The organism is Pigmentiphaga sp. MLSB6-MA01, from assembly GCF_058793475.1.
On the sequence record NZ_JBXAFV010000006.1, the window covers coordinates 125,078 to 147,605 of the forward strand.

At 69.4% G+C, this 22,528-nt stretch carries 15 protein-coding genes; 8 read left to right on the forward strand and 7 right to left on the reverse strand.

Going from position 1 to position 22,528, the window contains the following annotated elements; genetic code table 11:
• Positions 1 to 12: 12 nt before the first annotated feature.
• From AC1Q6E_RS12215 to AC1Q6E_RS12225, 3 genes are read right to left on the reverse strand one after another with little or no spacing between them, the layout of a single operon-like run.
• Entirely contained in the window at positions 13 to 1,614 is a 1,602-nt protein-coding gene (locus AC1Q6E_RS12215; protein ID WP_152797616.1) for a carboxyl transferase domain-containing protein, read from the reverse strand.
• A gap of 23 nt (positions 1,615 to 1,637) precedes the next feature.
• Positions 1,638 to 2,813 carry an isovaleryl-CoA dehydrogenase gene (locus AC1Q6E_RS12220; RefSeq protein WP_152797617.1) on the reverse strand — a complete coding sequence of 392 codons (1,176 nt, stop codon included), beginning with the start codon at positions 2,811 to 2,813 and terminating at the stop codon, positions 1,638 to 1,640.
• A 40-nt stretch (positions 2,814 to 2,853) separates the two neighbouring features.
• Positions 2,854 to 6,390 carry an indolepyruvate ferredoxin oxidoreductase family protein gene (locus tag AC1Q6E_RS12225; protein ID WP_492572819.1) on the reverse strand — a complete coding sequence of 1,179 codons (3,537 nt, stop codon included), beginning with the start codon at positions 6,388 to 6,390 and terminating at the stop codon, positions 2,854 to 2,856.
• A 450-nt stretch (positions 6,391 to 6,840) separates the two neighbouring features.
• Here AC1Q6E_RS12225 and AC1Q6E_RS12230 point away from each other — a divergent pair, with 450 nt between their 5' ends.
• The 4 genes from AC1Q6E_RS12230 (at position 6,841) to AC1Q6E_RS12245 (ending at position 9,757) form a co-directional block, all read left to right on the forward strand.
• Entirely contained in the window at positions 6,841 to 7,869 is a 1,029-nt protein-coding gene (locus AC1Q6E_RS12230; protein ID WP_296554884.1) for an ABC transporter substrate-binding protein, read from the forward strand.
• A gap of 18 nt (positions 7,870 to 7,887) precedes the next feature.
• Positions 7,888 to 8,652 (forward strand): ABC transporter permease, encoded by a 765-nt coding sequence (locus AC1Q6E_RS12235; protein WP_152797620.1) that lies wholly within the window; start codon positions 7,888 to 7,890, stop codon positions 8,650 to 8,652.
• The gene (locus AC1Q6E_RS12240; RefSeq protein WP_296554883.1) at positions 8,640 to 9,380 is read left to right on the forward strand and encodes an ABC transporter ATP-binding protein; all 741 of its coding nucleotides are present in this window, start codon (positions 8,640 to 8,642) and stop codon (positions 9,378 to 9,380) included. Before AC1Q6E_RS12235 ends, AC1Q6E_RS12240 begins: the two co-directional genes overlap by 13 nt.
• A 77-nt stretch (positions 9,381 to 9,457) precedes the next feature.
• On the forward strand, positions 9,458 to 9,757 hold the full coding sequence (locus AC1Q6E_RS12245; RefSeq protein WP_152797621.1) for a hypothetical protein: 300 nt from the start codon (positions 9,458 to 9,460) through the stop codon (positions 9,755 to 9,757).
• 5 nt (positions 9,758 to 9,762) lie between these two features.
• On the opposite strand, the gene putA is transcribed toward AC1Q6E_RS12245, so the two are convergent.
• From putA to AC1Q6E_RS12265, 4 genes are all read right to left on the reverse strand, one after another.
• On the reverse strand, positions 9,763 to 13,506 hold the full coding sequence (putA, locus tag AC1Q6E_RS12250; RefSeq protein ID WP_492572820.1) for a trifunctional transcriptional regulator/proline dehydrogenase/L-glutamate gamma-semialdehyde dehydrogenase: 3,744 nt from the start codon (positions 13,504 to 13,506) through the stop codon (positions 9,763 to 9,765).
• A 37-nt stretch (positions 13,507 to 13,543) separates the two neighbouring features.
• Positions 13,544 to 14,263: a metallophosphoesterase gene (locus tag AC1Q6E_RS12255; RefSeq protein WP_296554874.1), complete on the reverse strand. Its 720-nt coding sequence runs from the start codon at positions 14,261 to 14,263 to the stop codon at positions 13,544 to 13,546.
• 34 nt (positions 14,264 to 14,297) lie between these two features.
• Complete coding sequence (locus tag AC1Q6E_RS12260; RefSeq protein WP_152797624.1) at positions 14,298 to 15,005, reverse strand: MBL fold metallo-hydrolase; 708 nt, start codon at positions 15,003 to 15,005, stop codon at positions 14,298 to 14,300.
• Positions 15,006 to 15,070: 65 nt separating this feature from the next.
• Positions 15,071 to 15,958 carry an oxygenase MpaB family protein gene (locus AC1Q6E_RS12265; RefSeq protein ID WP_152797625.1) on the reverse strand — a complete coding sequence of 296 codons (888 nt, stop codon included), beginning with the start codon at positions 15,956 to 15,958 and terminating at the stop codon, positions 15,071 to 15,073.
• A 315-nt stretch (positions 15,959 to 16,273) separates the two neighbouring features.
• On the opposite strand from AC1Q6E_RS12265, the gene czcI reads away from it, so the two are divergent.
• The 4 genes from czcI (at position 16,274) to AC1Q6E_RS12285 (ending at position 22,477) form a co-directional block, all read left to right on the forward strand.
• Positions 16,274 to 16,618, forward strand: a complete 345-nt coding sequence (gene czcI, locus AC1Q6E_RS12270) for a cation efflux protein, CzcI family (RefSeq protein ID WP_296558747.1) — start codon at positions 16,274 to 16,276, stop codon at positions 16,616 to 16,618.
• A 75-nt stretch (positions 16,619 to 16,693) separates the two neighbouring features.
• Entirely contained in the window at positions 16,694 to 17,959 is a 1,266-nt protein-coding gene (locus tag AC1Q6E_RS12275) for a TolC family protein (RefSeq protein ID WP_152797627.1), read from the forward strand.
• A 124-nt stretch (positions 17,960 to 18,083) separates the two neighbouring features.
• A complete protein-coding gene (locus tag AC1Q6E_RS12280) occupies positions 18,084 to 19,301 on the forward strand; it encodes an efflux RND transporter periplasmic adaptor subunit (RefSeq protein WP_492572821.1) in 1,218 nt (405 codons plus the stop codon).
• A gap of 23 nt (positions 19,302 to 19,324) precedes the next feature.
• A complete protein-coding gene (locus tag AC1Q6E_RS12285) occupies positions 19,325 to 22,477 on the forward strand; it encodes an efflux RND transporter permease subunit (protein ID WP_492572822.1) in 3,153 nt (1,050 codons plus the stop codon).
• The last annotated feature ends 51 nt before the right edge of the window (positions 22,478 to 22,528 follow it).

A 22,528-nucleotide genomic window follows, 5' to 3' on the forward strand; every position in this document is an offset into this window, starting at 1 on the left:
CCTTGAGAGGTCCTACATCCGGAACAGGCCGAAGCGGGTCGGCTCCACGGGGGCGTTCAGCGCCGCCGCCAGCGACAGGCCCAGCACGCGCCGCGTCTGGGCGGGATCGATGATGCCGTCATCCCATAGCCGGGCCGTGGCGTAATAGGGATGGCCCTGGGTTTCGTACTGGCGGCGAATGGGCGCCTTGAACGCTTCCTCGTCTTCCTCGCTCCAGCCCTCGCCGCGGGACTGCGCGGTGTCCCGCCGTACCGTGGCCAGGACCGACGCGGCCTGTTCGCCGCCCATGACGCCGATGCGGGCGTTCGGCCACATCCACAGGAACCGGGGGCCGTAGGCGCGCCCGCACATGCCGTAGTTGCCGGCGCCGAAACTGCCGCCGATGATGACGGTCAACTTGGGCACGCGGGCGGTGGCGACCGCGGTCACCATCTTGGCGCCATCCTTGGCGATGCCGCCGTTCTCGTACTTGCGGCCCACCATGAAGCCGCTGATGTTCTGCAGGAAGATCAGCGGGATCTTGCGCTGGGCGCACAGTTCGATGAAGTGGGCGCCCTTCTGCGCCGATTCCGAGAACAGGATGCCGTTGTTCGCGACGATGCCCACGGGCATGCCGTACAGGCGCGCGAAGCCGGTGAACAGGGTGGGGCCGTAGCGCGCCTTGAACTCGTCGTAGCGCGATCCGTCCACCAGCCGGGCGACGACTTCGCGCACATCGTAGGGTTTGCGGACGTCCTGCGGGACGATGCCGTACAGCTCTTCCGCGCCGTGCTCCGGTTCGTCGCCGTCGGCCAGCGCGGGCGCGGCGGGGCGATTCAGGTTGCCGACGATGCGGCGCGCCAGGTGCAGCGCATGGGCGTCGTTCTCGGCCAGGTGGTCGGCCACGCCCGAGACGCGGGTATGCACGTCGCCGCCGCCCAGGTCTTCCGCGCTGACGATTTCCCCGGTCGCGGCCTTCACCAGCGGCGGTCCGCCCAGGAAGATCGTGCCCTGGCCCCGTACGATCACGGTTTCGTCGCTCATCGCGGGCACGTAGGCGCCGCCGGCGGTGCAGGATCCCATCACGACCGAGATCTGCGCGATGCCCAGGGACGACATGTTGGCCTGGTTGTAGAAGATGCGGCCGAAGTGCTCGCGGTCGGGGAACACCTCGTCCTGGAGGGGCAGGTAGGCGCCGCCGGAGTCGACGAGATAGACGCAGGGCAGATGGTTCGCCTCGGCCACCTCCTGGGCCCGCAGGTGTTTCTTCACCGTCATGGGGTAGTAGGTACCGCCCTTGACCGTGGCATCGTTGGCCAGGACCATGCAGGCCACGCCGTGGATGCGGCCGATGCCCGCGATCAGGCCGGCGCAGGGAGCCTCGTCGCCGTACAGGCCCAGCGCGGCCAACTGGCCGATTTCCAGGAAGGGCGAGCCCGGATCCAGCAGCAGGCGGATGCGCTCGCGCGGCAACAGTTTGCCGCGTGCCGCGTGGCGGGCGCGGGCGGCGTCGCCGCCGCCTTGCGCGGCCTGCGCCGTCCGCGCGCGCAGGTCGGCCACGAGGCGGCGCATGGCATCGGCGTTGGCCTGGAACTCCGGGGAACGGGTATCCAGCCGGCTGGTATGGGCATGCATGGCCTGGCTCCTGGAAAAAGGGGTCAGCGGGTTGCGGAAAAGAGTTCCCTGCCTATCAGCATGCGCCGTATCTCGCTGGTGCCCGCGCCGATCTCGTACAGCTTGGCGTCCCGCCAGAGACGGCCCGTCGGATAGTCGTTGACATAGCCGTTGCCTCCCAGCGCCTGGATGGCTTCCCCGGCCATCCAGGTGGCCTTCTCGGCGGCGTACAGGATGGCGCCCGCCGCATCCTTGCGCAGCGAACGGTCGTGGCCGGGCTGGTCGCAGCTGCGCGCCACCGCGTAGACGTAGGCCCGGCAGGCCTGCCAGGTGGTGTACATGTCGGCCAGCTTCCCCTGCATCAGCTGGAATTCGCCCACGCTCTGTCCGAACTGCTTGCGCTCGTGCACGTAAGGCAGCACGACGTCCATGCAGGCGGCCATGATGCCCAGCGGTCCGCCGGCAAGTACCGCGCGTTCGTAGTCCAGTCCGCTCATCAGCACGCCGACGCCGTTGCCGATGCCGCCCAGCACGTTGTCGTCCGGGACCTCGCAGTCGTCGAAGAACACGGGATAGGTGTTGGAGCCTCGCATGCCGAGTTTGTCGAGCTTCTCGCCGAAGGCCAGGCCGGGAAAGCCTTTCTCGACGATGAAGGCGGTGATGCCGCGCGGCCCGGCGTCGGGGTCGGTCTTGGCGTAGACGATGAGCGTGTCGGCATCGCCACCGTTGGTGATCCACATCTTGGAGCCGTTCAGGACGAACCGGCCGTTCTTGCGCGTGGCTCGCAGGCGCATAGACACGACGTCCGATCCGGAGGTCGTCTCGCTCATCGCCAGCGCGCCCACGTGGTCCCCCGCGACCAGCGGCGGCAGGTGGCGCGCCTTCTGCTCCGGCGAGCCGTGCCGGTGCAACTGGTTGATGCACAGGTTGGAGTGCGCGCCGTACGACAGGCCCACCGCCGCCGACGCCCGCGACAATTCCTCCATGGTCACCACATGCGCAAGATAGCCCAGCGCGATGCCGCCGTAGTCGTCGCCCACCGTCATGCCGTGCAGCCCGAGGTCGCCCATCTTCTTCCACAGGTCCCGGGGAAAAGCGTTGTCCTTGTCGATGGCCGCGGCGCGCGGCTCGATTTCGTTGGAGGCGAAGCTGCGGACCACTTCGCGCAGCATCTCGATGGTGTCGTTCACGCCGAAATCCAGTGAAGGCAGCGGGATCATGGAAAGTCTCCGATTCTTGTCTTGCTGCGGGGGGAAAGCGTCAGGCCACGGCGTGAGGGGCCTGACGGTCCTGCGGCGAGGCCGAGCCGGGGGGCTCGGCGTACCGCGCCAGCAGGCGTTCCTGCTTGACGCGTGCGATGCGTGCGTTTTCCTCCTTGACGTGTCCGAAGCCGCGCACTTCCTGGGGGAGCCTGGCCAGCTCCAGCGCCAGCGGCAGGCGTTCGGCGGTAAGCGTGGCGAGGACCTGGCGCATCGACGCCTCGTAGTCGCCGATCGCCGCGCGCTCGGCGCGCCGCTCGGGCAGATAGCCGAACGGATCGAACGGCGTGCCGCGCAGCCGGCGCGCGCGGGCCAGCCACTTGTAGGCAGTCAGCATCCACGGGCCATAGGCCTGCTTCACCAGGTGGCCGTGCGTGTCGCGGCGGGCGAACAGCGGCGGCGCCAGGTGGAAGCGCAGTCGGTAGTCGCCTTCGAACTGGCGCGCGACGCGCTCGGCGAAGCCGGTCTCGACGAATAGCCGGGCGACTTCGTATTCGTCCTTGTAGGCCATGAGCTTGTAGAGGCTGACCGCGACCGTGCGCGCCAGCCGGTTGCCGGCGATCCGTTCCTCCTCCAGGGCGGCGATCTCGCGCACGAAGGTCTCGTAGCGGGCGGCGTAGGCGGCGTTCTGGTAGCGGGCAAGCCGCTGCGTGCGGTCGGCCAGCAGCGCATCCAGCGAATACGGCCGGGGGGGCATCATCACCACCGTTCCGGGCTGCTTGAGCCCGGCGGCGATGCTGGTCGCCGGCAGGTCCAGCGCGGCCTGCCGTCCCCATGCGAACGCAGCCTTGTTCATTTCCACGGCGGTGGCGTTCAGCTCGATCGCCCGCATCAGGGAGGCCTCACGCAGAGGGATCCAGCCTTTCTGCCAGGCATAGCCCAGCATGAAGACGTTGGTGGCGATGGCGTCGCCCAGGAGCCCGGTGGCGATCTCGGTGGCGTCCACCGCCTCGGTCTGCCAGGCCGCTTCGCGCACACGTTGCAGCATGGCCTCGGGTGAGGCGTGCCAGTCCGGATCCTGGGTGAAGGCGCCGGTGGGCGACACGTCCAGGTTCAGCGCCGCGCGGGTGCGCGTGCCGGCCATCATGTCGATGGCGTCCTGGCCGCAGGCGACCATCAGGTCGCAACCCAGGACCACGTCGGCCTGGCTCGCGGGAACCCGGGTGGCGTGCAGCGCGGCGGGGGTGGCCGCCAGCCGCACGTGCGACATCACCGCGCCGCCTTTCTGCGCCAGCCCGGCCATGTCCAGCACGATGACGCCCTTGCCTTCGAGATGGGCGGCGATGCCCATCAGCGCGCCTATCGTGACCACGCCAGTGCCGCCCACGCCGGTCACGACGATGTTCCACGCCTCGGCCAGTCCGGGCAGCACGGGCGCCGGCAGGTCCCGCGGCGGAGGGGCCCGCCGCGCCGCCGGTTTGCGCAGCGCGCCGCCTTCCACCGTGACGAAGCTGGGGCAGAACCCCTTCACGCACGAGAAGTCCTTGTTGCACGAGCTCTGGTCTATGGTGCGCTTGCGGCCCAGCGGTGTCTCCAGGGGCAGGATGGACACACAGTTCGACTGCACGCCGCAATCGCCGCATCCTTCGCAGACCTCTTCGTTGATGAGCACGCGTCGCGGCGGATCGGCCAGCTTGCCGCGTTTGCGGCGGCGGCGCTTTTCCGCGGCGCAGGTCTGCACGTAGACGATGACCGACACCCCGGGCTTCTCGCGCAGTTCGCGCTGGATGTCGTCCATGCGGTCGCGGTGGCTGACGGCGATGCCCGCCGGCAGGCCGGGAAGCTCGCGCAGCGCATCGGGCTCGTCGCTCACGAGCTGGATGTGGGGCACGCCTTCGGCCACCATCTGCTGCAGGATCTGCGGCACCGTGGGCGAGCCTTCGACCGGCTGGCCGCCGGTCATGGCGACCGCGTCGTTGACGAGGATCTTGTAGGTGATGTTCACGCCCGCGGCGAGGGCGGCGCGGATGGCCAGGGACCCGGAGTGCGTGTAGGTGCCGTCGCCGAGATTGGCGAAGATGTGGGGCGTGTCGGTGAAGAAGGCCTGGCCTATCCAGGTCGCGCCTTCGCCGCCCATCTGCGTGAAGGTCTCGGTATGGCGGTTCATCCACTGCGCCATGTAGTGGCAGCCTATGCCGGCTACCGCGCGCGAGCCCTCGGGGACCTTGGTGGACGTGTTGTGGGGACAGCCCGAGCAGAAGTAGGGCAGGCGCTGCGGCGCCCCGGGGGCCGCGCGGGTGTAGCCCTCCGGCGGCTGGCGCGCGGCAAGGTAGGGCAGCGCGCGCGCATCCAGGGCCTCGCGGCCGATCACCTTGGCGATGCGCGACGCGATCACGCCGGCGATGGCCGCCGGTGTCAGTTCGCCGTTGGGCGACAGCAGGATGCCGTCGTGCGGCACGTGCACCCATTCGCCGGTCTCGTCGTACTTGCCGACCACGCGCGGCCGCGCGGCGATCGCCGCGTTGTAGAGATGTTCCTTGATCTGGTATTCGATGATCTGGCGCTTTTCCTCCACCACCAGGATCTCCTCCAGGCCCTCGGCGAATTCGCAGATGCACTCGGGTTCCAGCGGCCACGACACGCCGATCTTCAGCAGCCGGAGCCCCATGGCGCGGGCGGCCGCCTCGTCGATGCCCATCATGGCCAGGGCCTCGCGTACGTCCAGGTAGCTCTTGCCGGTGGTCACGATGCCCAGCCTGGCGCGCGGGACGTGCCAGTCCTGGCGGTTCAGTCCGTTCTGCCGCACGTATTCCAGCAGGGCATACAGGCGTTCGCGCTGCAGCCGGTTTTCCTGCTCCAGCGGCGGATCCGGCCAGCGGATATGGAAGCCGCCTTCCGGAATGGGATAGGTGTCGGGTACACGGATGTCCACCGCCATGGGGTCGATGTCCATGGAAGTCGACGACTCCACGGTGTCGCTGACGACCTTCAGGCCCACCCAGCAGCCCGAGTAGCGCGACATCGCATAGCCGTGCAGGCCGAACTCGATCAGTTCGCGCACGCCGGCGGGATTCAGCACCGGGATCATGGCCGCGATGAACGCGTGCTCGCTCTGGTGGGGCAGCGTGGATGATTTGCAGGCATGGTCGTCGCCGGCCACCAGCACGACGCCGCCGTGGCGGGAACAGCCCGCGATGTTGCCGTGCTTGAACACATCGCCGCAGCGGTCCACGCCCGGACCTTTGCCGTACCACAGCGCGAACACGCCGTCGGTGGTGGCCCGGGCGTCCAGGCTGACCATCTGCGTGCCCCACACCGCCGTGGCCGCCAGTTCCTCGTTGAGCCCCGGCACGAACTTGACGCGATGGGCTTCCAGGTGGCGGGCGGCCTTCCACATTTCCAGGTCCACCGATCCGAGCGGCGAGCCCCGGTAGCCCGAGACGAAGCCGGCGGTGTTCAGCCCGGCGGCTTCATCGCGCTGCTTCTGCGCCAGCATCAGGCGCACCAGCGCCTGCGTGCCGGTCATGTAGACGCGGCCGCGCGGCTGCGTGTATTTGTCGTCCAGGGTCAGGACAGTCTCGACGGGATGTGCGCTCATGATGCACTCGCAGTCCAGGGTTGGGCGCGCAGGGGGTGTGTGCGGAGCAGGCCGGTCGGACGGGGCCGCGGCTGGCTTGCGCAGTGCGCCTTGAAGGCCCGGTCGGATGGACGGGCCGGAAAACAGCGAAGGGGATAGGCGATGGGCGGAGGGAGGAGCCGGCGGTGAGGCGCGGGCCGAAACATGGTCGCGCGGCCCGGGTGGGCGGGCCGGCAGGAGCATGCGCTGTGCGAGCCTTGGCGTTCATACCGTCGGTCGACGCGGCCCGGTGGAGCGGGCCGGTTTTCCTCCTCCTGAGCGGCGCGGGACCGCATGTAGAAGGTGCGTGATGGATACAACATACCACGCCGGCAAGCGCTTAAGCTTATTTCTTTTAGTTGTTAATGGATTCAAAAACATTTAAATAAAATATATAGAACCTGCTCGATATCACTCGAGGTTCTGAACACCATGAAACGTTTCATCGCATCCGCCGCGCTCGTGCTCGGTTTCGCTTCGGCCGCTTTCCAGACGGCCGCCGCCGCGCCGTTGGAGATCGGTTATCTTCCCATCCTGCCCGACGCGCAACTGTTCATCGCGCGTGAGCAGGGGGCGTTGCCGACCGAGGGCGGCACCCCCAAGCTGGTCCAGTTCCAGAGCGGACCCGCGCTGGTGCAGGCCCTGCTGGCGGGGCAGCTCGACATCGCCTACGTCGGCATCGGTCCGGCCCTGGTCGCGCGCGGCAAGGGCGCGGACATCAAGGTGGTTGCCTCCAACATCGTCGAGCAGGTCAGCTTCGTCGCCATGGGCGACCTCGCGCCCTATTTCGCCTCGGGCGATCCCGCCACCGCCTTCTCCCGCTTCGCGAAGGACAAGGGACGCCAGCCCGTCATCGCCAGCTATCCCCGAGGCGCGGTGCCCGAGGCCGCGCTGCAATACTGGCTGCGCAATCGGATCAAGGTCGACCCCGCGTCCTTCAAGCTGATCTACCAGGGCGAGGCGCAGATGCAGCAGACCCTGCTGACCGGCGCGGTGGACGGCGCGGTGATCCTCGAACCCACCGTGACCACCGTCCTGACCCGCGCCCCGAAGGCCCGCGTCGTCGCGCGCGGTTCTGATCTGTTTCCGCACCAGCCCGGCGCGGTGCTGCTGGTGCGCGAAAAACTGATCAACGAGAAGCCCGAGCTGGTGAAGTCGCTGGTGGCCGCCCATATCGCGGCGACCCGGCTGCTGGATACCGATCCGGCCAAGGCCGCGCCCCTGGTGCAGAAATACGTGGGCGGCGGCCGCCTGCCGGTGGACCTGGTCGAGAAGTCGATCCGCAATTCCAAGGGGCAGTTCGAGGCCGATCCCAACGCCATCGTGCCGGCGACGCTGGTGCTGCAGAAATTCCAGTCCGACAGCGGCACGCTGGAAGGTCCGGCGGTGGACGTGGCCAAGCTGTTCGATACGCGTTTCTATGACGCCGTCGCCGGCAAGCCCGTGGCAGCCAGGCGATAAGGCTCCGCGGCGTCCATCATGGTCAAGAATCCCGGATGGCCGGTGCGCGCGGCCTATGGCCTGGCGGGCATCGTCGTCTTCGTGCTGCTGTGGAAGGCGGCGGGCGTGTTCCGCTGGGTCAACCCCGGCACGCTGCCCGATCCGTTCGCGCTGCCCCGCGCGCTGGAGCAGGAGTGGGCCTCGGGCCGTTTGCTGCCCGCCGTCGGTTCCAGCCTCATCCACTATTTCTGGGGCCTGGCGCTGGGCACCGTGTCCGGCATCGCGGTCGGCCTGGCCGCCGCGACGATACGGCGCTTCGATCTGTTCCAGGCCTACCTGGCTCGCGTGCTGCGGCCCATTCCGCCGCTGGCCTGGGTGGTATTCGCCATCGCGTGGTTCAAGGTCAGCCATGCCGGCGCCGCCTTCGTCATCGCGATCGGCGTGTTCTGGGTGAACTACTTCGCCACGTACAGCGCCGTCCGCAACATCGATCCCCGCTTCTATGAACTGGCACGCAGCTTCGGCCAGGGCAGCTACTGGCGGCGCGCCGTCAGCATCACGCTGCCCGCCATCGCGCCCGGTACGCTGGCGGGCGTGCGCACCGGCATCGGCCAGGCGTGGATGACGCTGATCGCGGCGGAATTGCTGGGCGTGCCCGGGATGGGACAGGAAATGAATGCCGCCGCGGGCGTGGGTGCCTACGAGGCCGTCGTCGTCTACATGCTGGCCATCTCGCTGGTCTACGCCATCTGCGACCTGGGCTACGCCTGGCTGGAAAAAAAGGTGCTGTCGTGGCGGCCGTAATCGAATTCGATCGTTTCTCGTATACCCATCCGGGCGCGCCGGGACCGGTCATCCAGGACCTGTCCCTGGACATCGCGAAGGGCGAGTTCCTGGCCGTGGTCGGAGGCTCGGGCGTGGGCAAGTCCACGCTGCTGCGCACCGCGGCCGGCCTGATCGCGCCGTCGGCGGGGCAGATGCATTTCCGCCTGCCACAGCGGGCGGGCCGCCGCCGCCGGGCCGTCGTGTTCCAGGACGGCCGGCTGCTGCCCTGGCGTACCGTGTCAGGCAACGTCGCCTATGGCCTGGAGACCCTGGACATCGGTGCCGACGAAAAGCGCCGCCGGGTGGCCGAGGCGCTGCGATTGACCGGCCTGGCCGAGTTCGCGGACCGCTGGCCGCACCAGTTGTCCGGCGGGCAGGCGCAGCGCGTGGGCATCGCGCGGGCCCTGGCGGTCAAGCCCGACATCCTGTTGATGGACGAGCCCTTCAGCGCGGTGGACGCCCTGACGCGCCGCCACCTGCAGGCCGAACTGATGCGGATCTGGCAGGCCACGCACGCGGCGATCATGTTCGTCACCCACGATATCGACGAGGCGGTGTTCCTGGCCGACCGGGTCGTCGTGCTGGGCGGGCGGCCCGCGAACGTGGTCGAGAATCTGGTGATCGATCTGCCGAGGCCGCGCGATCGCGGCCATGCCGACTTCGGCCGTTATGTGGCCCACCTGTCGACGCAGCTGGGCGTGGACTGATCGCCGCGACGGTAGAATCGCTCCTTCGTGATTTGCACGGGTCCGCCGTCGCCGGCGCCCCGTTCGGAAGGAGCATCATGTCCGCCATACGGCTCGTCATCCACGCACCCACGCCCGCGGCCCTGGAACGGGGCCGGCGCAATCTCGCCAATCTGCTCAAGGCCGACGGCCAGGCCCAGGCCGAACTGGTGGCCAACGCGGGCGCCGTCGCGGCTGCCCTGGGGCAGCCGGACGCCACCGACAGCCATCTCCGTCTTTGCGGGAACACGTTGGCGGCCAACGGGCTGGCGGCGCCGGCCGGCATCGCCGTGGTCGAGGCCGCGGTGCTGCACATCGCGCGCCGGCAGGCCGAGGGCTGGGCCTACCTGCGCGCCTGAGCCTGTCAAGCCATCGCCATCAGGCTGGCATTGCCGCCGGCCGCGGCGGTATTGATGCTGACCGAACGCTCGACCAGCAGGCGTTCGAGCGGGATGGCGGCGTCTCCCGGCGCGAGGTCGATCAGCGGCACGATCGGGCCTGCGCGGCGGGCGAGTTGCCGCAAGATCGATTTCAGACGATTGCCCACGGCATGGACGAGGACCGCGTCGAAGGGGGATTCGGCGGGGTCGGCCACGGCGACATGCCGGGCGATGTCCGCCGGCAGCGAGGCATGGAGCGCGGCCGCCTCGTGGCTGGTCTGCCACAGCGCGTCGTTGCCCGTGGCGAGCACGGCCGCCAGTTGAGCCAGCAGGTCGGACGGTTCATCCGCGACGCACAGCACCTTGCCGCGCGGGCGCAGCGCATAGACGTCGAGTTGTCCCGTGGGCCCCGGCAGGGTGGCCATGGCGCTCTCGGGCAATCGCGCGGCGTAGGCCCCGCAGCGCCTGGCCAGTTTCTCCATGCCTTGCGCCCGGGCCCAGTCCCACAGCGCGGCAAGCGGCCGGGCGGGGTGGTCGCGCCGCAGCCAGGCGGGAGCAGGAGGATGCGCGGCCAGCGCGCGTATCGCGGTGTCGGGCGGGGCCGCCGACAAGAGGCGCGGCAGGTAGAGCGGCCCGCCCGCCTTGGGGCCCGTGCCCGACAGGCCTTCGCCGCCGAAGGGCTGCACGCCGACGACGGCGCCGATCATGTTGCGGTTCACATAGATGTTGCCGACGCGCGCCCGGTCGAGCACTAGCGCGACGGTCTCGTCGATGCGGGTATGCAGGCCCAGCGTGAGTCCGTAGCCCAGCGCGTTCACCTGTGCCAGCAAACGGTCGAGGCACCGTCCCGCGAAGCGCACCACGTGCAGGACCGGTCCGAAGACTTCCCGGCGCAGTTGGTCCGGCCGTTCCAGTTCGATCAGCGTGGGCGCGACGAAGCATCCGTGCCGGCATTCGTCCGGATCCTGGCGGCCTGCGCGGTAGACCGGCCGGCCCGCGTTCAGCATGGCCGCGACATGGCCTTCGATGTCGTCGCGCGCCGCCTCGTCTATGACCGGTCCGGCGTCGGTGTCGAGCCGGTCGGGCCGGCCGGTGCGGTATTCGTCCATCGCGCCGCGCAGCATGGCCAGCACCCGGTCGGCGATATCCTCTTGCAGGCAGAGCAGGCGCAGGGCCGAGCACCGTTGGCCGGCACTGTCGAAGGCCGATTCCATGACGTCGGCGACCACTTGCTCGGGCAGAGCGGACGAGTCGACGATCATGGCGTTCAAGCCGCCGGTTTCCGCGATCAGGGGAATGCTTCGGCCGTTCGCGCCCAGCCGCTCGGCCAGCACGCGCCGCATGTCCCGGGCCACTGCCACCGAGCCGGTGAACAGCACGCCTTGCACGCGTCCATCGGCGACCAGGCCGGCGCCGACGGACTCGCCGCGGCCGGGCAGCATCTGCAGCGCGCCAGGCGGAACGCCCGCGGCACGCAGGATGCGCACGGATTCGGCGGCGACCAGGGGGGTCTGTTCCGCCGGCTTGGCCACCACCGTATTGCCGGCCGCCAGCGCGGCGGCCACCTGGCCGGTGAAGATGGACAACGGAAAATTCCAGGGGCTGATGCAGGCCACGATGCCCAGCGGCCGGTGAACGGCGGAATCGAATCCATCGGTGGCGCGCGCGGCGTAGTAGCGCAGGAAATCGATGGTCTCGCGGACTTCGCCGAAGGCATTGGGCAGGGTCTTGCCGGCCTCGCGCACCATCAGCGCCGCGAGGGCCTCGCGCGCCTCTTCCATGCCATTGGCCGCGCGGCGCAGGACGGCCGCCCGCTCGGCCGGCGCGGTGTCGCGCCAGAGGCGAACCGCGTGCGCGGCCCGGGTGAGCGCCCGTTCGAGGTCGGCCGGCGAGGCTTCCTGCACATGGCCGACGAGATCGCCGCGATGGGCCGGGTTGCGGATCTCGACGCGCGGCCCGGGATCGACCTCGTCGTCCAACAGGGGGCAGGCGAGCCAGGTCCGCCCGGCAGCGCCGGCCAGCCGGTGGGACAGGCGCAGCAGGCTGGCTTCGTCGGACCAGTCCAGCCCCTGCGAGTTGGTGCGCTCGGCGCCATACAGGTCGGGCGGCAGGGCAATGCGGGGGTCGGGCGCGCCGACGGGCCCGCCTCCCGCGCCGATGTCGCGCGCGGCCGCCACGGGATCCACGACCACGGCTTCCAGGGGCAGTTCGCGGTCGGCGACGCGGTGGACGAATGAGGTGTTCGCGCCGTTTTCGAGCAGGCGCCGCACCAGATAGGCCAGCAGCGTGTCGTGCGGACCGACCGGCGCGTAGATGCGGCAGGGGCGGTCCAGGCCGCCGTTCCGCGCCGTGCCCACGATCTGGTCGTACAGGGGCTCGCCCATGCCGTGCAGGCATTGGAATTCGTATTGGCCCGGGCGGAAGTCCGCCGGGCCGGCGAGGTGGTAGATGGCCGCCACGGTATGGGCATTGTGGGTCGCGAACTGGGGGAAGACCGCGTCGGGCGCGGCCAGCAGCTTGCGCGCGCAGGCGAGGTAGGCGATGTCGGTGTGGGGCTTGCGCGTGTAGACCGGATAGTCAGGCAGGCCCTGGACCTGGGCGAGCTTGATCTCGCTGTCCCAGTAGGCGCCCTTGACGAGCCGGATCATGAGCCGGTGGCCGCTGCGGCGGGCCAGGGCCGTCAGATGGTCGATCAACCGGAGGCTGCGCTTCTGATAGGCCTGGACGACGAATCCCAGCCCGTCCCATTCCGCCAGGTCCGGTTCGCCGCACAGGCGTTCGAGCAGGTCCAGCGACAGGTCCAGGCGCGCGGTTTCTTCCGCATCGATGTTGATGCCCAGGCCGTGCCCGCGCGCCGCGCGCGCCAGCGACAGCAGGCGCGGATAGAGTTCCTCCAGCACCCGCGCCTTCTGGTTCCGCGTGTAGCGGGGATGCAGGGCCGACAGCTTGATCGAGATGCCGGGGACTTCGCGGGGCGTGCCGCCCTTGGCCGAAGCGCCGATGAGATGGATCGCCTGTTCGTAGGCACGGGTGTAGCGCAGGGCGTCGGCCTCGGTCATGGCGGCTTCGCCCAGCATGTCATAGGAATGGGTGTAGCCTCGCGCGATCTGCGCGCGCGAGCGGTCCAGCGCCTGTTCCACGGTGCGGCCCGCGACGAACTGATCGCCCAGCAGGCGCATGGCGGCATCGACGGCCCGGCGCACCAGCGGTTCGCCGCCTTTTTCCACCAGGCCAGCCAGGGCCGCCTGCAGGCCCGACCCCTGGTGGGCCGCATACAGGCGGCCGGTCAGCAGGAGCCCCCAGATGGCGGCGTTGACGAAGGGCGAGGGACTGTGCCCCAGATGGGCCGACCATCGGCCCTTGCTGATCTTGTCGCGGATCAGCGCATCCTGGGTGGCCGTATCGGGGATGCGCAGGACCGACTCCGCCAGGCACATCAGCGCGATGCCTTCCTCGGACGAGAGCGAGAACTCCTGCAGCAGCATCTGCGCCAGGCTTTCGGTTGCCGGGAGCCCCGCCTGGTCGCGCAGCGTGGACGCCAGCCGCCACGCGAGATCCATGACCGGCCCGTTGTCGGGCGGGGGCTCGAGTTCGTCGAGCAGGCGTCCGACCAGCTCGTGTTCCGCCCGCCGATAATCCGCCGTGATGGCCGCGCGTTCCCCCGTCTGCGGCGCGAGGCCGGCGGCGAAGGCCTCGAAGGGAATGGGGCAGGGAGTCGTCGACTGCATGGATGCCCTCCTGTCGCCGTGCGGCGTGCGGCAGGAATCAGTCTAGCGTATGGGCAGGGTCGGCGGTGCGCGGGGCGGGCGGAACCGCTTGCAGCGTGGCGAGGTCCAGCAGCGTGAAGCGGCCGTCCGGCATCCACCCGCCCGTATCGATGTGATGGACATTGCCCAGCACGATGGGATCCTCCACGGGAGTGTGGCCCACCACCAGCGCGCGCAGCCCGGCAACGCCGCTGGTGTTGTCGCCTTGCAGCCGGTCGCGCGACCACATCGCGCGGTCCCGCGCCGCGCGCCACAGCCGCAGCGACCAGACCAGCCGGCTCCAGTCCCGCACCGGGCTGTCCGCGTGCAGGATGCCCACGAGCCCCCTCGGCGTTTCGATTTCCCTGGCCAGCGGCAGGCGCGCGAAGGCCTGGGCATAGACCGCGCGCCGCGCGAGGGGCTGCGTCACGAACCAGGCGCCGCCGTTGGCGATGTAGCTGGTCTGGTCGATGGGATTGCCCTTGGCGTAGCGTATCGCGATGTCCTCGTGGTTGCCGCGCACCGCATGGAACCAGGGGAAGGCCAGCCAATCCAGCACCTGTTCGGATTCCGGCCCCCGGTCGACCAGGTCGCCCACGCTGAAGAGGCGGTCGGTGGCGGGATCGAAGCCCGCGCGGTCCAGGACGGCCCGCAGCCGCGTGAAATGGCCATGGATGTCCCCGACCACGAGGTCGCGGCCGTGGCGGTTGGATTCATGGTGGATGAGGAGGGCGGTCATGGGATTCCGCGGGCGGAGATCCCATGATAGGCCGTTACGCCAGTCCCGGGGCTTGTCCGCACGCCAGGTTGGCGGGTATGGCCACGTCCATCAGGCGCGGGTTGGGCAGGTTCAGGTTGCGCATGATCTCGACGTACTCGGCCTGCGTCTTGCCGGCCAGGCGAGGGTTGTGCCGCTTTTCTTCGCCGATGCTGGACGCGGTCCAGCCCTTGTAGTCGTGCGCCGGATAGACCGTGGTGTCGTCGGGCAGGGCGAACAGCCGGTCGACGATGGAGTGCCAGGACAGCCCGGCGTCGCCGGCCTGGAAGTCGGTGCGGCCCGTACTGCGGACCAGCAGCACATCGCCGGTGAAGACGGCTCGCGGCGTGGCGGGTTCCAGCACGAAGCTGAAGGACTCGTCGGTGTGCCCGGGGGTATACAGAGCCTGCAGCGTGATGCCGTCCACGCGCAGCAGTTCGCCGTCGCGCACCTGGCGCGAGACGCATTCGGCGCGCGAGCGTTCGCCCATGATGGTGGTGCAGGCGGTGGCATCGCGCAGGTCGCCCAGCGCGGTGATGTGGTCGGCGTGGGTGTGGGTGTCGATGGCGTGGACCAGGCGCAGGTCCAGTTCGCGGATGGCCTGAAGGTAGTGCTCCAGGCGTTCCTTGACCGGGTCGATGATCAGCGCCTCGCCGCCGCGGCGCGACGCCAGGAGGTAGGTGTAGGTGCTGGAGTCGGGCTCGAAGAATTGGCGAAAGATCATATATTTCTAAAAGAAATAAGCAAATTTCTATATGGAATATATGTTAGACATTCGCGTGCCGCCCGTCAAAGCCGGCCCGGGGCGGGCGGCAGCAGCCCCATGCGCCGTTTCGCCCGGTGCGCCGAGCCATTGCGGACGGCCCAGCGCAGCACCGGCGCGACGCCGCTTATCGCCATGCCGGCCGCGCGGACCCGCCAGGCGGGCCGCGGCAGTTCCAGCATGCCGGCGGCCCAGCCGGGAAGCAAGGCCGTGCCCGCCTCCATCATGAGCCGGCTCACCGGCCGCGCCAGCGGGCTGACGGCCGGGGGATGGGACAACAGGATACGGGCGATTTCGCGGGTGCGGTCGTCGCACACCAGTTGCGGCCGCATGCGCGCCAGATAGGCCGCCACTTCCGCGCGCGAGCGGGGGACGTCGCGGGCGCCCAGGCGCAAGGCGATCAGCGCGATCTCGTCGTAGTAGCGGTCCTGCTCGGCGCCTGGCAGCGCCGGATTGCGGTGGCGCAGGTGCGCGGCCAGGAAGTTGCTGACTTCGGCCACGTGGACCCAGGTCAGGAGGTCGGGGTCGTCCGCCGCGTAGGGACGGCCGTCGGGCGCCGTGCCGCGTACCTGATCGTGGATGCCGCGCACGCGCGCGATCAGCCGCTCCGCGTCCGCCGTGGCGGCGTAGGTGGTGCCCGATATGAACTGGCCGGTCCGGCGCAGGCGGCCCAGCATGTCCTGGCGGAAATTGGAGTGGTCCCAGACGCCGGCGAGCGCGAGCGGATGCAGCATCTGCATGAGCAGCGCGGCAATGCCGCCGATGAGCATGGAAGTGAAATCGCCGTGCACCTTCCAGCAGGCCGAGTCGGGGCCGAACAGGCCGGGGTCGCCGCGCGGATGCTCGAAGTCGATGCCGCCCAGCGCCAGTCCGGTCAGGCCCAGCACCTGGGCTTCGATGTGCCTGCGTATCATGCGCGGCCCCGCGCGGGCCGGAGGGAGGGCGCGGGTGCCGGCCGGCAGGGTGCCGCGCGCAGCCCGCCCTGCCCGAAGATGGCCACGAGGTGCCGCAGCGGGTTGAGTTTCATGGATATCAACATCGAATCACTCGGGGGATTTTGACATCTTGTCCGTGGCACCGCCACTTCTCTACCGCCGCCTCGCGTCCACCGGGGAGTTCGACCGCACGCACAGGAACGCCATGCCCGCACGGCGGTGCGCGTGCAGGGCCTGGCGCCCGCGACGGCATGTCGCAGGGCAAGGCGCGGCGCCTGCGGCTACAATGCGCGGATGCGCCGCCTGTTCATCCTGCTGCTGCTCGTCTTCCTGCCGTTCCAGGTCACCTGGGCAGCGGCGGCGGCCTATTGCCAGCACGAAACCGGCACGGTGGCCCAGGTCCACTTCGGCCATCACGAACACGTCCACCAGGACGCCGGCGACAAGGGCGACGCCAAGAAGGCCGTGCATCCCGATTGCGTGGTCTGCCACATGATCGCGTTGCAGGCCGTGCTGGCCGGTACGCCCGACATGCCCCGGGCCGGCATCGCCCATGCCCATCCTCCCACGCCGCCCGCCTTCCTGGCCACGGCTCCCGTCTCGCTGCCGGAACGCCCCCAATGGCGTGCTCTCGCCTAGCCGGCGAGACGCAGCCGTTCCATTCGCTTTTTTCGTCTCGCCGAATTCACGGATCCGTTTTCCAGGTGCAATTCGATGCGCAGACTTCTATGGCCGCTCGGGCTGGCGGCCGTCTTGTCCAGCCCCGTGGTCGTGGCCCAGCCATGGCCCGATCCCGTTCCCGTTCCTGTTCCCATTCTTGACCAGGTGCCCGCCGCCGGCGGCCCGTTGACCCTGGAGTCGGCGCTGGCCATGGCCGCTGCCAGCAACCCGGCGCTGGCGGCCGCCGCCAAGGAGGCCGAAGCCTTGCAGGGCGGCGTCGTCCAGGCAGGGGTCCTGCCCAATCCCGACATCGCGCTTGCCGTCGAAGACACGCGCCGCGATTCGCGCACCACCAGCGTGGAGCTGGGTATTCCCATCGAGCTTGGCGGCAAGCGCTCCGCGCGGATCCTGGCCGCGGAGCGGGCGCAGACGGTGGCGGTGGCCGAGCTGACGCGGGCGCGGGCGGAACTGCGCGCGGCCACGGTGGCCGCTTTTTTCGATCTGCTGATCGCGCAGGAAGGCGTGGAACTGGCGACCGGGTCGGCGCAGGTGGCCGCCCGGGCGGCGGACATCGCGGCCCGGCGGGTGGCGGCCGGCAAGGTTCCGCCGCTGGAAGAGACCCGGGCCCGCGTCGAGCAGGCCAATGCCAACCTCGACGTCGAAACGGCGCGCGCGCGCCTGCAGGAGGCGCGGCGGGCATTGGGTTCGCTCTGGGGGGAGCCCGATCCGCGTTTCGGCCAGGCCGTGGGCCGCCTGGACGTGTTGCCCGCGCGCCCGCCGGTCGAGACGCTGCTCCGGGAACTGGAGCAGGCTCCCGAACTGGCGGCGCACCGGCTGGAGATCGAACGCCGCGATGCCGTGATCGGCGTCGAGCGCAGCAAGCGTTATCCGGACGTGCGGCTGACGGCGGGGACGCAGCGCAATAACGAGCTGGGCCGCAACCAGACCTTGCTGGGGGTGTCGATTCCGCTGCCGCTGTTCGACCGCAACCAGGGCAATCTGTATGAGGCCACGGTGCGCGCCGATCAGGCGCGCGATGTGCATCGCGCCTTGCAGATCAGGCTGGCCCACGATCTCCGGCAGGCGTCCGCGCAACTGGAACTGGCACGCAAGAGCGCCGATGCGCTTCGCGGCACGGTGCTGCCGGGCGCGCGGGACGCCTATGAAGCCGCCACCCGCGGATTCGAGGCCGGCAAGTCCGGCTTCCTGGATGTCCTGGATGCGCAGCGCACGCTGTTCCAGGCCCGCATCCGCTATCTGGCCGTGCTGGCCGACACCTATCAATCCGCCATCGCGATCGATCGCGTGCTGGGCCGCTAAAGGAAACCCCACCCCCTGCGCGCTTCGCGCCCCCCCCTCAAGGGGGCGGCACTGGCGGACCGGCAAAGCCGGATCCGCGGTGCCCTGGATCAAGTGAGGCAGGGGGCATCATGGAGCAATCGATATGAAAGAATCTTCACATTCGGCGGGCGCGCTGTCCGGCAGGCAAAAGGCCGCGATGGCGGCCATCGTGATCGCGGGTGCGCTGGCGGTGGCCGGCATACTGTTCTGGCCCACGCCGCACGGCGAGGACGACGGCCATGGCCACGGCGGCGAGACGCCGGCGGGCGCGCCCGCCGACGAGCACGCCGATGACGGCCTGGTGAAGCTGAGCGAGGCCCAGGCGCAGGCGGCCGGCATCCGCGTCGCCGAGGCCGGTCCGGGCGTGCTGCGGCCGACCCGCGAATTTCCGGGCGAGATACGTTTCAACGAGGATCGTACGGCCCACGTCGTGCCCAGGCTGGCCGGTATCGTCGAGCGCGTGTCCGCGGACCTGGGGCAGCAGGTCCGCAAGGGGCAGGTGCTGGCCGTGATCGCCAGCACTTCGCTGTCGGACCTGCGCAGCGAGCTGTTGGCCGCGCGCAAGCGCCTGGACCTGGCCGAGGAAACCTTCGCGCGGGAAAAGAAGCTATGGGAGGAGCGCGTATCCGCCGAGCAGGATTACCTGCAGGCGCGCACCGCGCGGGAAGAGGCGGGGATCGCGGTGCAGAATGCCGCGCAGAAGCTCCAGGCCGTGGGCGCGGCGGGCCAGGCTCCCGCCCTGAACCAGTACCAGCTGCGCGCGCCTTTCGATGGCACGGTGGTCGAGAAGCACATGGCGATGGGCGAGGCGGTGGGCGACACCACCGCCGTGTTCACCATCGCCGACCTCGGCACGGTCTGGGCCGAGTTCATCGTCGCTCCGCAGGACCTCTCGGCCGTGCGCGTCGGAGAGAAAGTCAGCATTTCCTCGTCCGCCCTGAACGAGACGGCCGAGGGCGCCGTGTCCTACGTCGGTCCGTTGCTGGGCGCGCAGACCCGCACGGCCACCGCCCGCGTCACGCTGGCCAATCCCGGCATGGCCTGGCGGCCGGGCCTTTTCATCACGGTCAAGGTCCTGCGCGGCGAGGAATCGGTGGCCGTGGCCGTGCCGGCAGACGCCATCCAGACCTTGGGCGATGACAGCGTGGTGTTCACCGCCGTACCCGGGGGCTTCAAGGCGCAGCCCGTGAAAACGGGACGCCGCGACGGCTTGCGGGTGGAGGTGCTGGAGGGCCTGGCTCCCGGCGCACGCTACGCCCAGACCAATACCTTCACGCTCAAGGCCGAGCTGGGCAAGGCCAGCGCCGAGCATACCCACTAGACCCGCCAGACAGGAAGACTCTCATGTTCGAACGGATCATCCGTTTCGCCATCGAGCAACGATGGCTGGTCATGCTGGCGGTATTCGGCGTGGCCGCGCTGGGCTTCTACAACTTCACCCGTCTGTCCATCGACGCGGTGCCCGACATCACCAACGTCCAGGTGCAGATCAACACGTCCGCGCCGGGCTATTCGCCGCTGGAGACCGAACAGCGCATCACCTATCCGGTCGAGACCACCATGGCGGGACTGCCCGGGCTCGCGCAGACGCGGTCGCTGTCGCGCTACGGCCTGTCGCAGGTGACCGTCATCTTCCGCGACGACACCGACATCTACTTCGCCCGCCAACTGGTCAACCAGCGCATCCAGGAGGCGCGCGAAGCCCTGCCGGCGGGCGTCACGCCCACCCTGGGGCCGATCTCGACCGGACTGGGGGAGATCTACATGTGGACGGTCGAGGCCGAGCCGGGCGCGCGCAAGCCGGATGGCGGCCCCTACACCCTGGCCGATCTGCGCGAGATCCAGGACTGGGTCGTCCGCCCGCAACTGCGGACGGTGCCCGGGGTGACCGACGTCAACACCATCGGGGGCTACGCGAAGGAGTACCTCGTCGCGCCCAACCTGGAGCGCATGGCGGCCCACGGCCTGACGCTGGCGGACGTAGTGACCGCGCTGGAGCGCAACAACGTCAACGTCGGGGCCGGCTACATCGAGCGGGGCGGCGAGCAATACCTGGTGCGCGCGCCCGGACAGGTCGGATCCCTGGAGGACATCCGCGAGGTCATCGTCAGCCAGGCCCAGGGCCAGCCCATACGCGTGCGCGACATCGCCGAGGTGCAGATGGGCCGCGAACTGCGCACCGGCGCCGCCACCGAGAACGGCAGGGAAGTGGTGCTGGGCACCGTGTTCATGCTGATCGGCGAGAACAGCCGCGCGGTGTCGCGGGCCGTGGACGAACGGCTGGCGGCCATCAACAAGACCCTGCCGCCGGGCGTGAAGACCGTGACGGTCTACGACCGGACCACGCTGGTCGACAAGGCCATCGCCACGGTCAAGAAGAACCTGCTGGAAGGCGCGATCCTGGTCATCGTCGTGCTGTTCATGTTCCTGGGCAACATCCGGGCGGCGCTCATCACGGCCATGGTCATCCCCTTGTCCATGCTGTTCACCTTCACGGGCATGGTGTCCTACAAGGTCAGCGCCAACCTGATGAGCCTGGGGGCGCTGGACTTCGGCATCATCGTCGATGGCGCGGTGGTCATCGTCGAGAACTGCGTACGGCGGATTGCGCATGCCCAGGCCGCGGCGGGGCGGACGCTGACGCGCGCCGAGCGCTTCGGCGAAGTGTTCGAGGCCTCGAAAGAGGCGCGGCGGCCGCTGATTTTCGGCCAGCTCATCATCATGATCGTCTACCTGCCGATCTTCGCCCTGACGGGGGTGGAGGGCAAGATGTTCCATCCCATGGCGATCACCGTGGTGCTGGCGCTCCTGGGCGCGATGATCCTGTCGATCACCTTCGTGCCGGCCGCGGTGGCGCTGCTGCTCGATGGCCGCGTGCAGGAGAAGGAGAACCGCCTGATGGCCGGCGCGCGCCGGCTGTACGAACCGCTGCTGAACCGTTCGCTCGCCAACACGCCGGTGGTGCTGACCTTCGGCGCGGTGGCCGTGGCCTTGGCGCTGGCCGTCGCGACGCGGCTGGGCGCGGAGTTCATCCCCAGCCTGGACGAGGGCGACCTGGCGGTGCAGGTGCTGCGGATCCCCGGCACCAGCCTGACCCAGGCCATCGCGATGCAGGAGGAGCTGGAGCGGCAGGTCACCAAGGTGCCGGAGGTCGAACGGGTGTTCGCCAAGATCGGGACGGCCGAAATCGCCTCCGATCCCATGCCGCCCAATATCGCCGACACCTATGTCATGCTCAAGCCGCTGGACGCCTGGCCGCGGCCCCGCCGTTCCCACGAGGAGGTGGTGGCCGCCATCCGGACCGTGGTGGAGGGCGTGCCCGGCAACAACTACGAGTTCACGCAGCCGATCCAGATGCGCTTCAACGAGCTGATCTCGGGCGTGCGCAGCGACGTCGCCGTCAAGATCTTCGGCGATGACATGGCGCAGCTGGAACGCACGGCGGCCGAGATCGCGGCGATCATGGCGCGCCTGCCGGGGGCGGATTCGGTCAAGGCCGAGCAGACCGCCGGCCTGCCCATGCTGACCATCGAGGTCGACCGGCAGAAGGCCGCGCGCTACGGCGTGAGCCTGGCCGAGGTGCAGGAGACCATCGCCACCGCGGTGGGCGGGCGCGAGGCGGGCATCTTCTTCCAGGGCGACCGTCGGTTCGACATCCTGGTGCGGCTGGCCGACGAAGTACGCGGCGACATCGAGGCGCTCAAGCGCCTGCCGGTGGCGCTGCCCCGGGGCGAAGGCCAGGCGCGCGTGGCATTCGTGCCGCTGGCCGAACTGGCCCGCTTCGAACTGGCGCCCGGTCCCAACCAGATCAGCCGCGAAGACGGCAAGCGGCGCATCGTGGTCAGCGCCAACGTGCGCGGCCGCGACCTGGGCTCGTTCGTGTCGGATGCCCAGGACAGCATCGCGGCGTCGGTGCGCATCCCGCCCGGCTACTGGACGGCCTGGGGCGGTACCTTCGAGCAATTGCAGTCCGCCACCGAGCGTCTGCAATGGGTCGTGCCGATATCGCTGCTGCTGGTCTTCGCGCTGCTGTTCGCCATGTTCGGCAACCTGCGCGATGGCCTGATCGTGTTCACCGGCATTCCGTTCGCGCTGACCGGCGGCATGCTGGCGCTGTGGCTGCGCGGCATCCCGCTGTCCATCTCGGCGGCCGTCGGTTTCATCGCGCTCTCGGGCGTGGCGGTGCTGAACGGACTGGTGATGCTGTCCTTCATCCGGTCGCTCAGGGCGCAAGGCCATCCGCTGGAGCAGGCGGTCCGCCTGGGCGCCGCCACGCGCCTGCGGCCGGTGCTCATGACCGCGCTGGTCGCGTCGCTGGGCTTCGTCCCCATGGCGCTGGCGACAGGGACCGGCGCGGAGGTGCAGCGGCCGCTGGCGACGGTGGTCATAGGCGGCATCATCTCGTCCACCGCGCTGACCCTGCTGGTCCTGCCCGCCCTGTACCGGCTGGCCTACCGGCGCAAGGCCCGCGAGGAGGGTGAAATAAATGATGAGTGACATCTATTGAATAAATTATAGGCATCATTTATTATTCGCCCTCCATGGCCA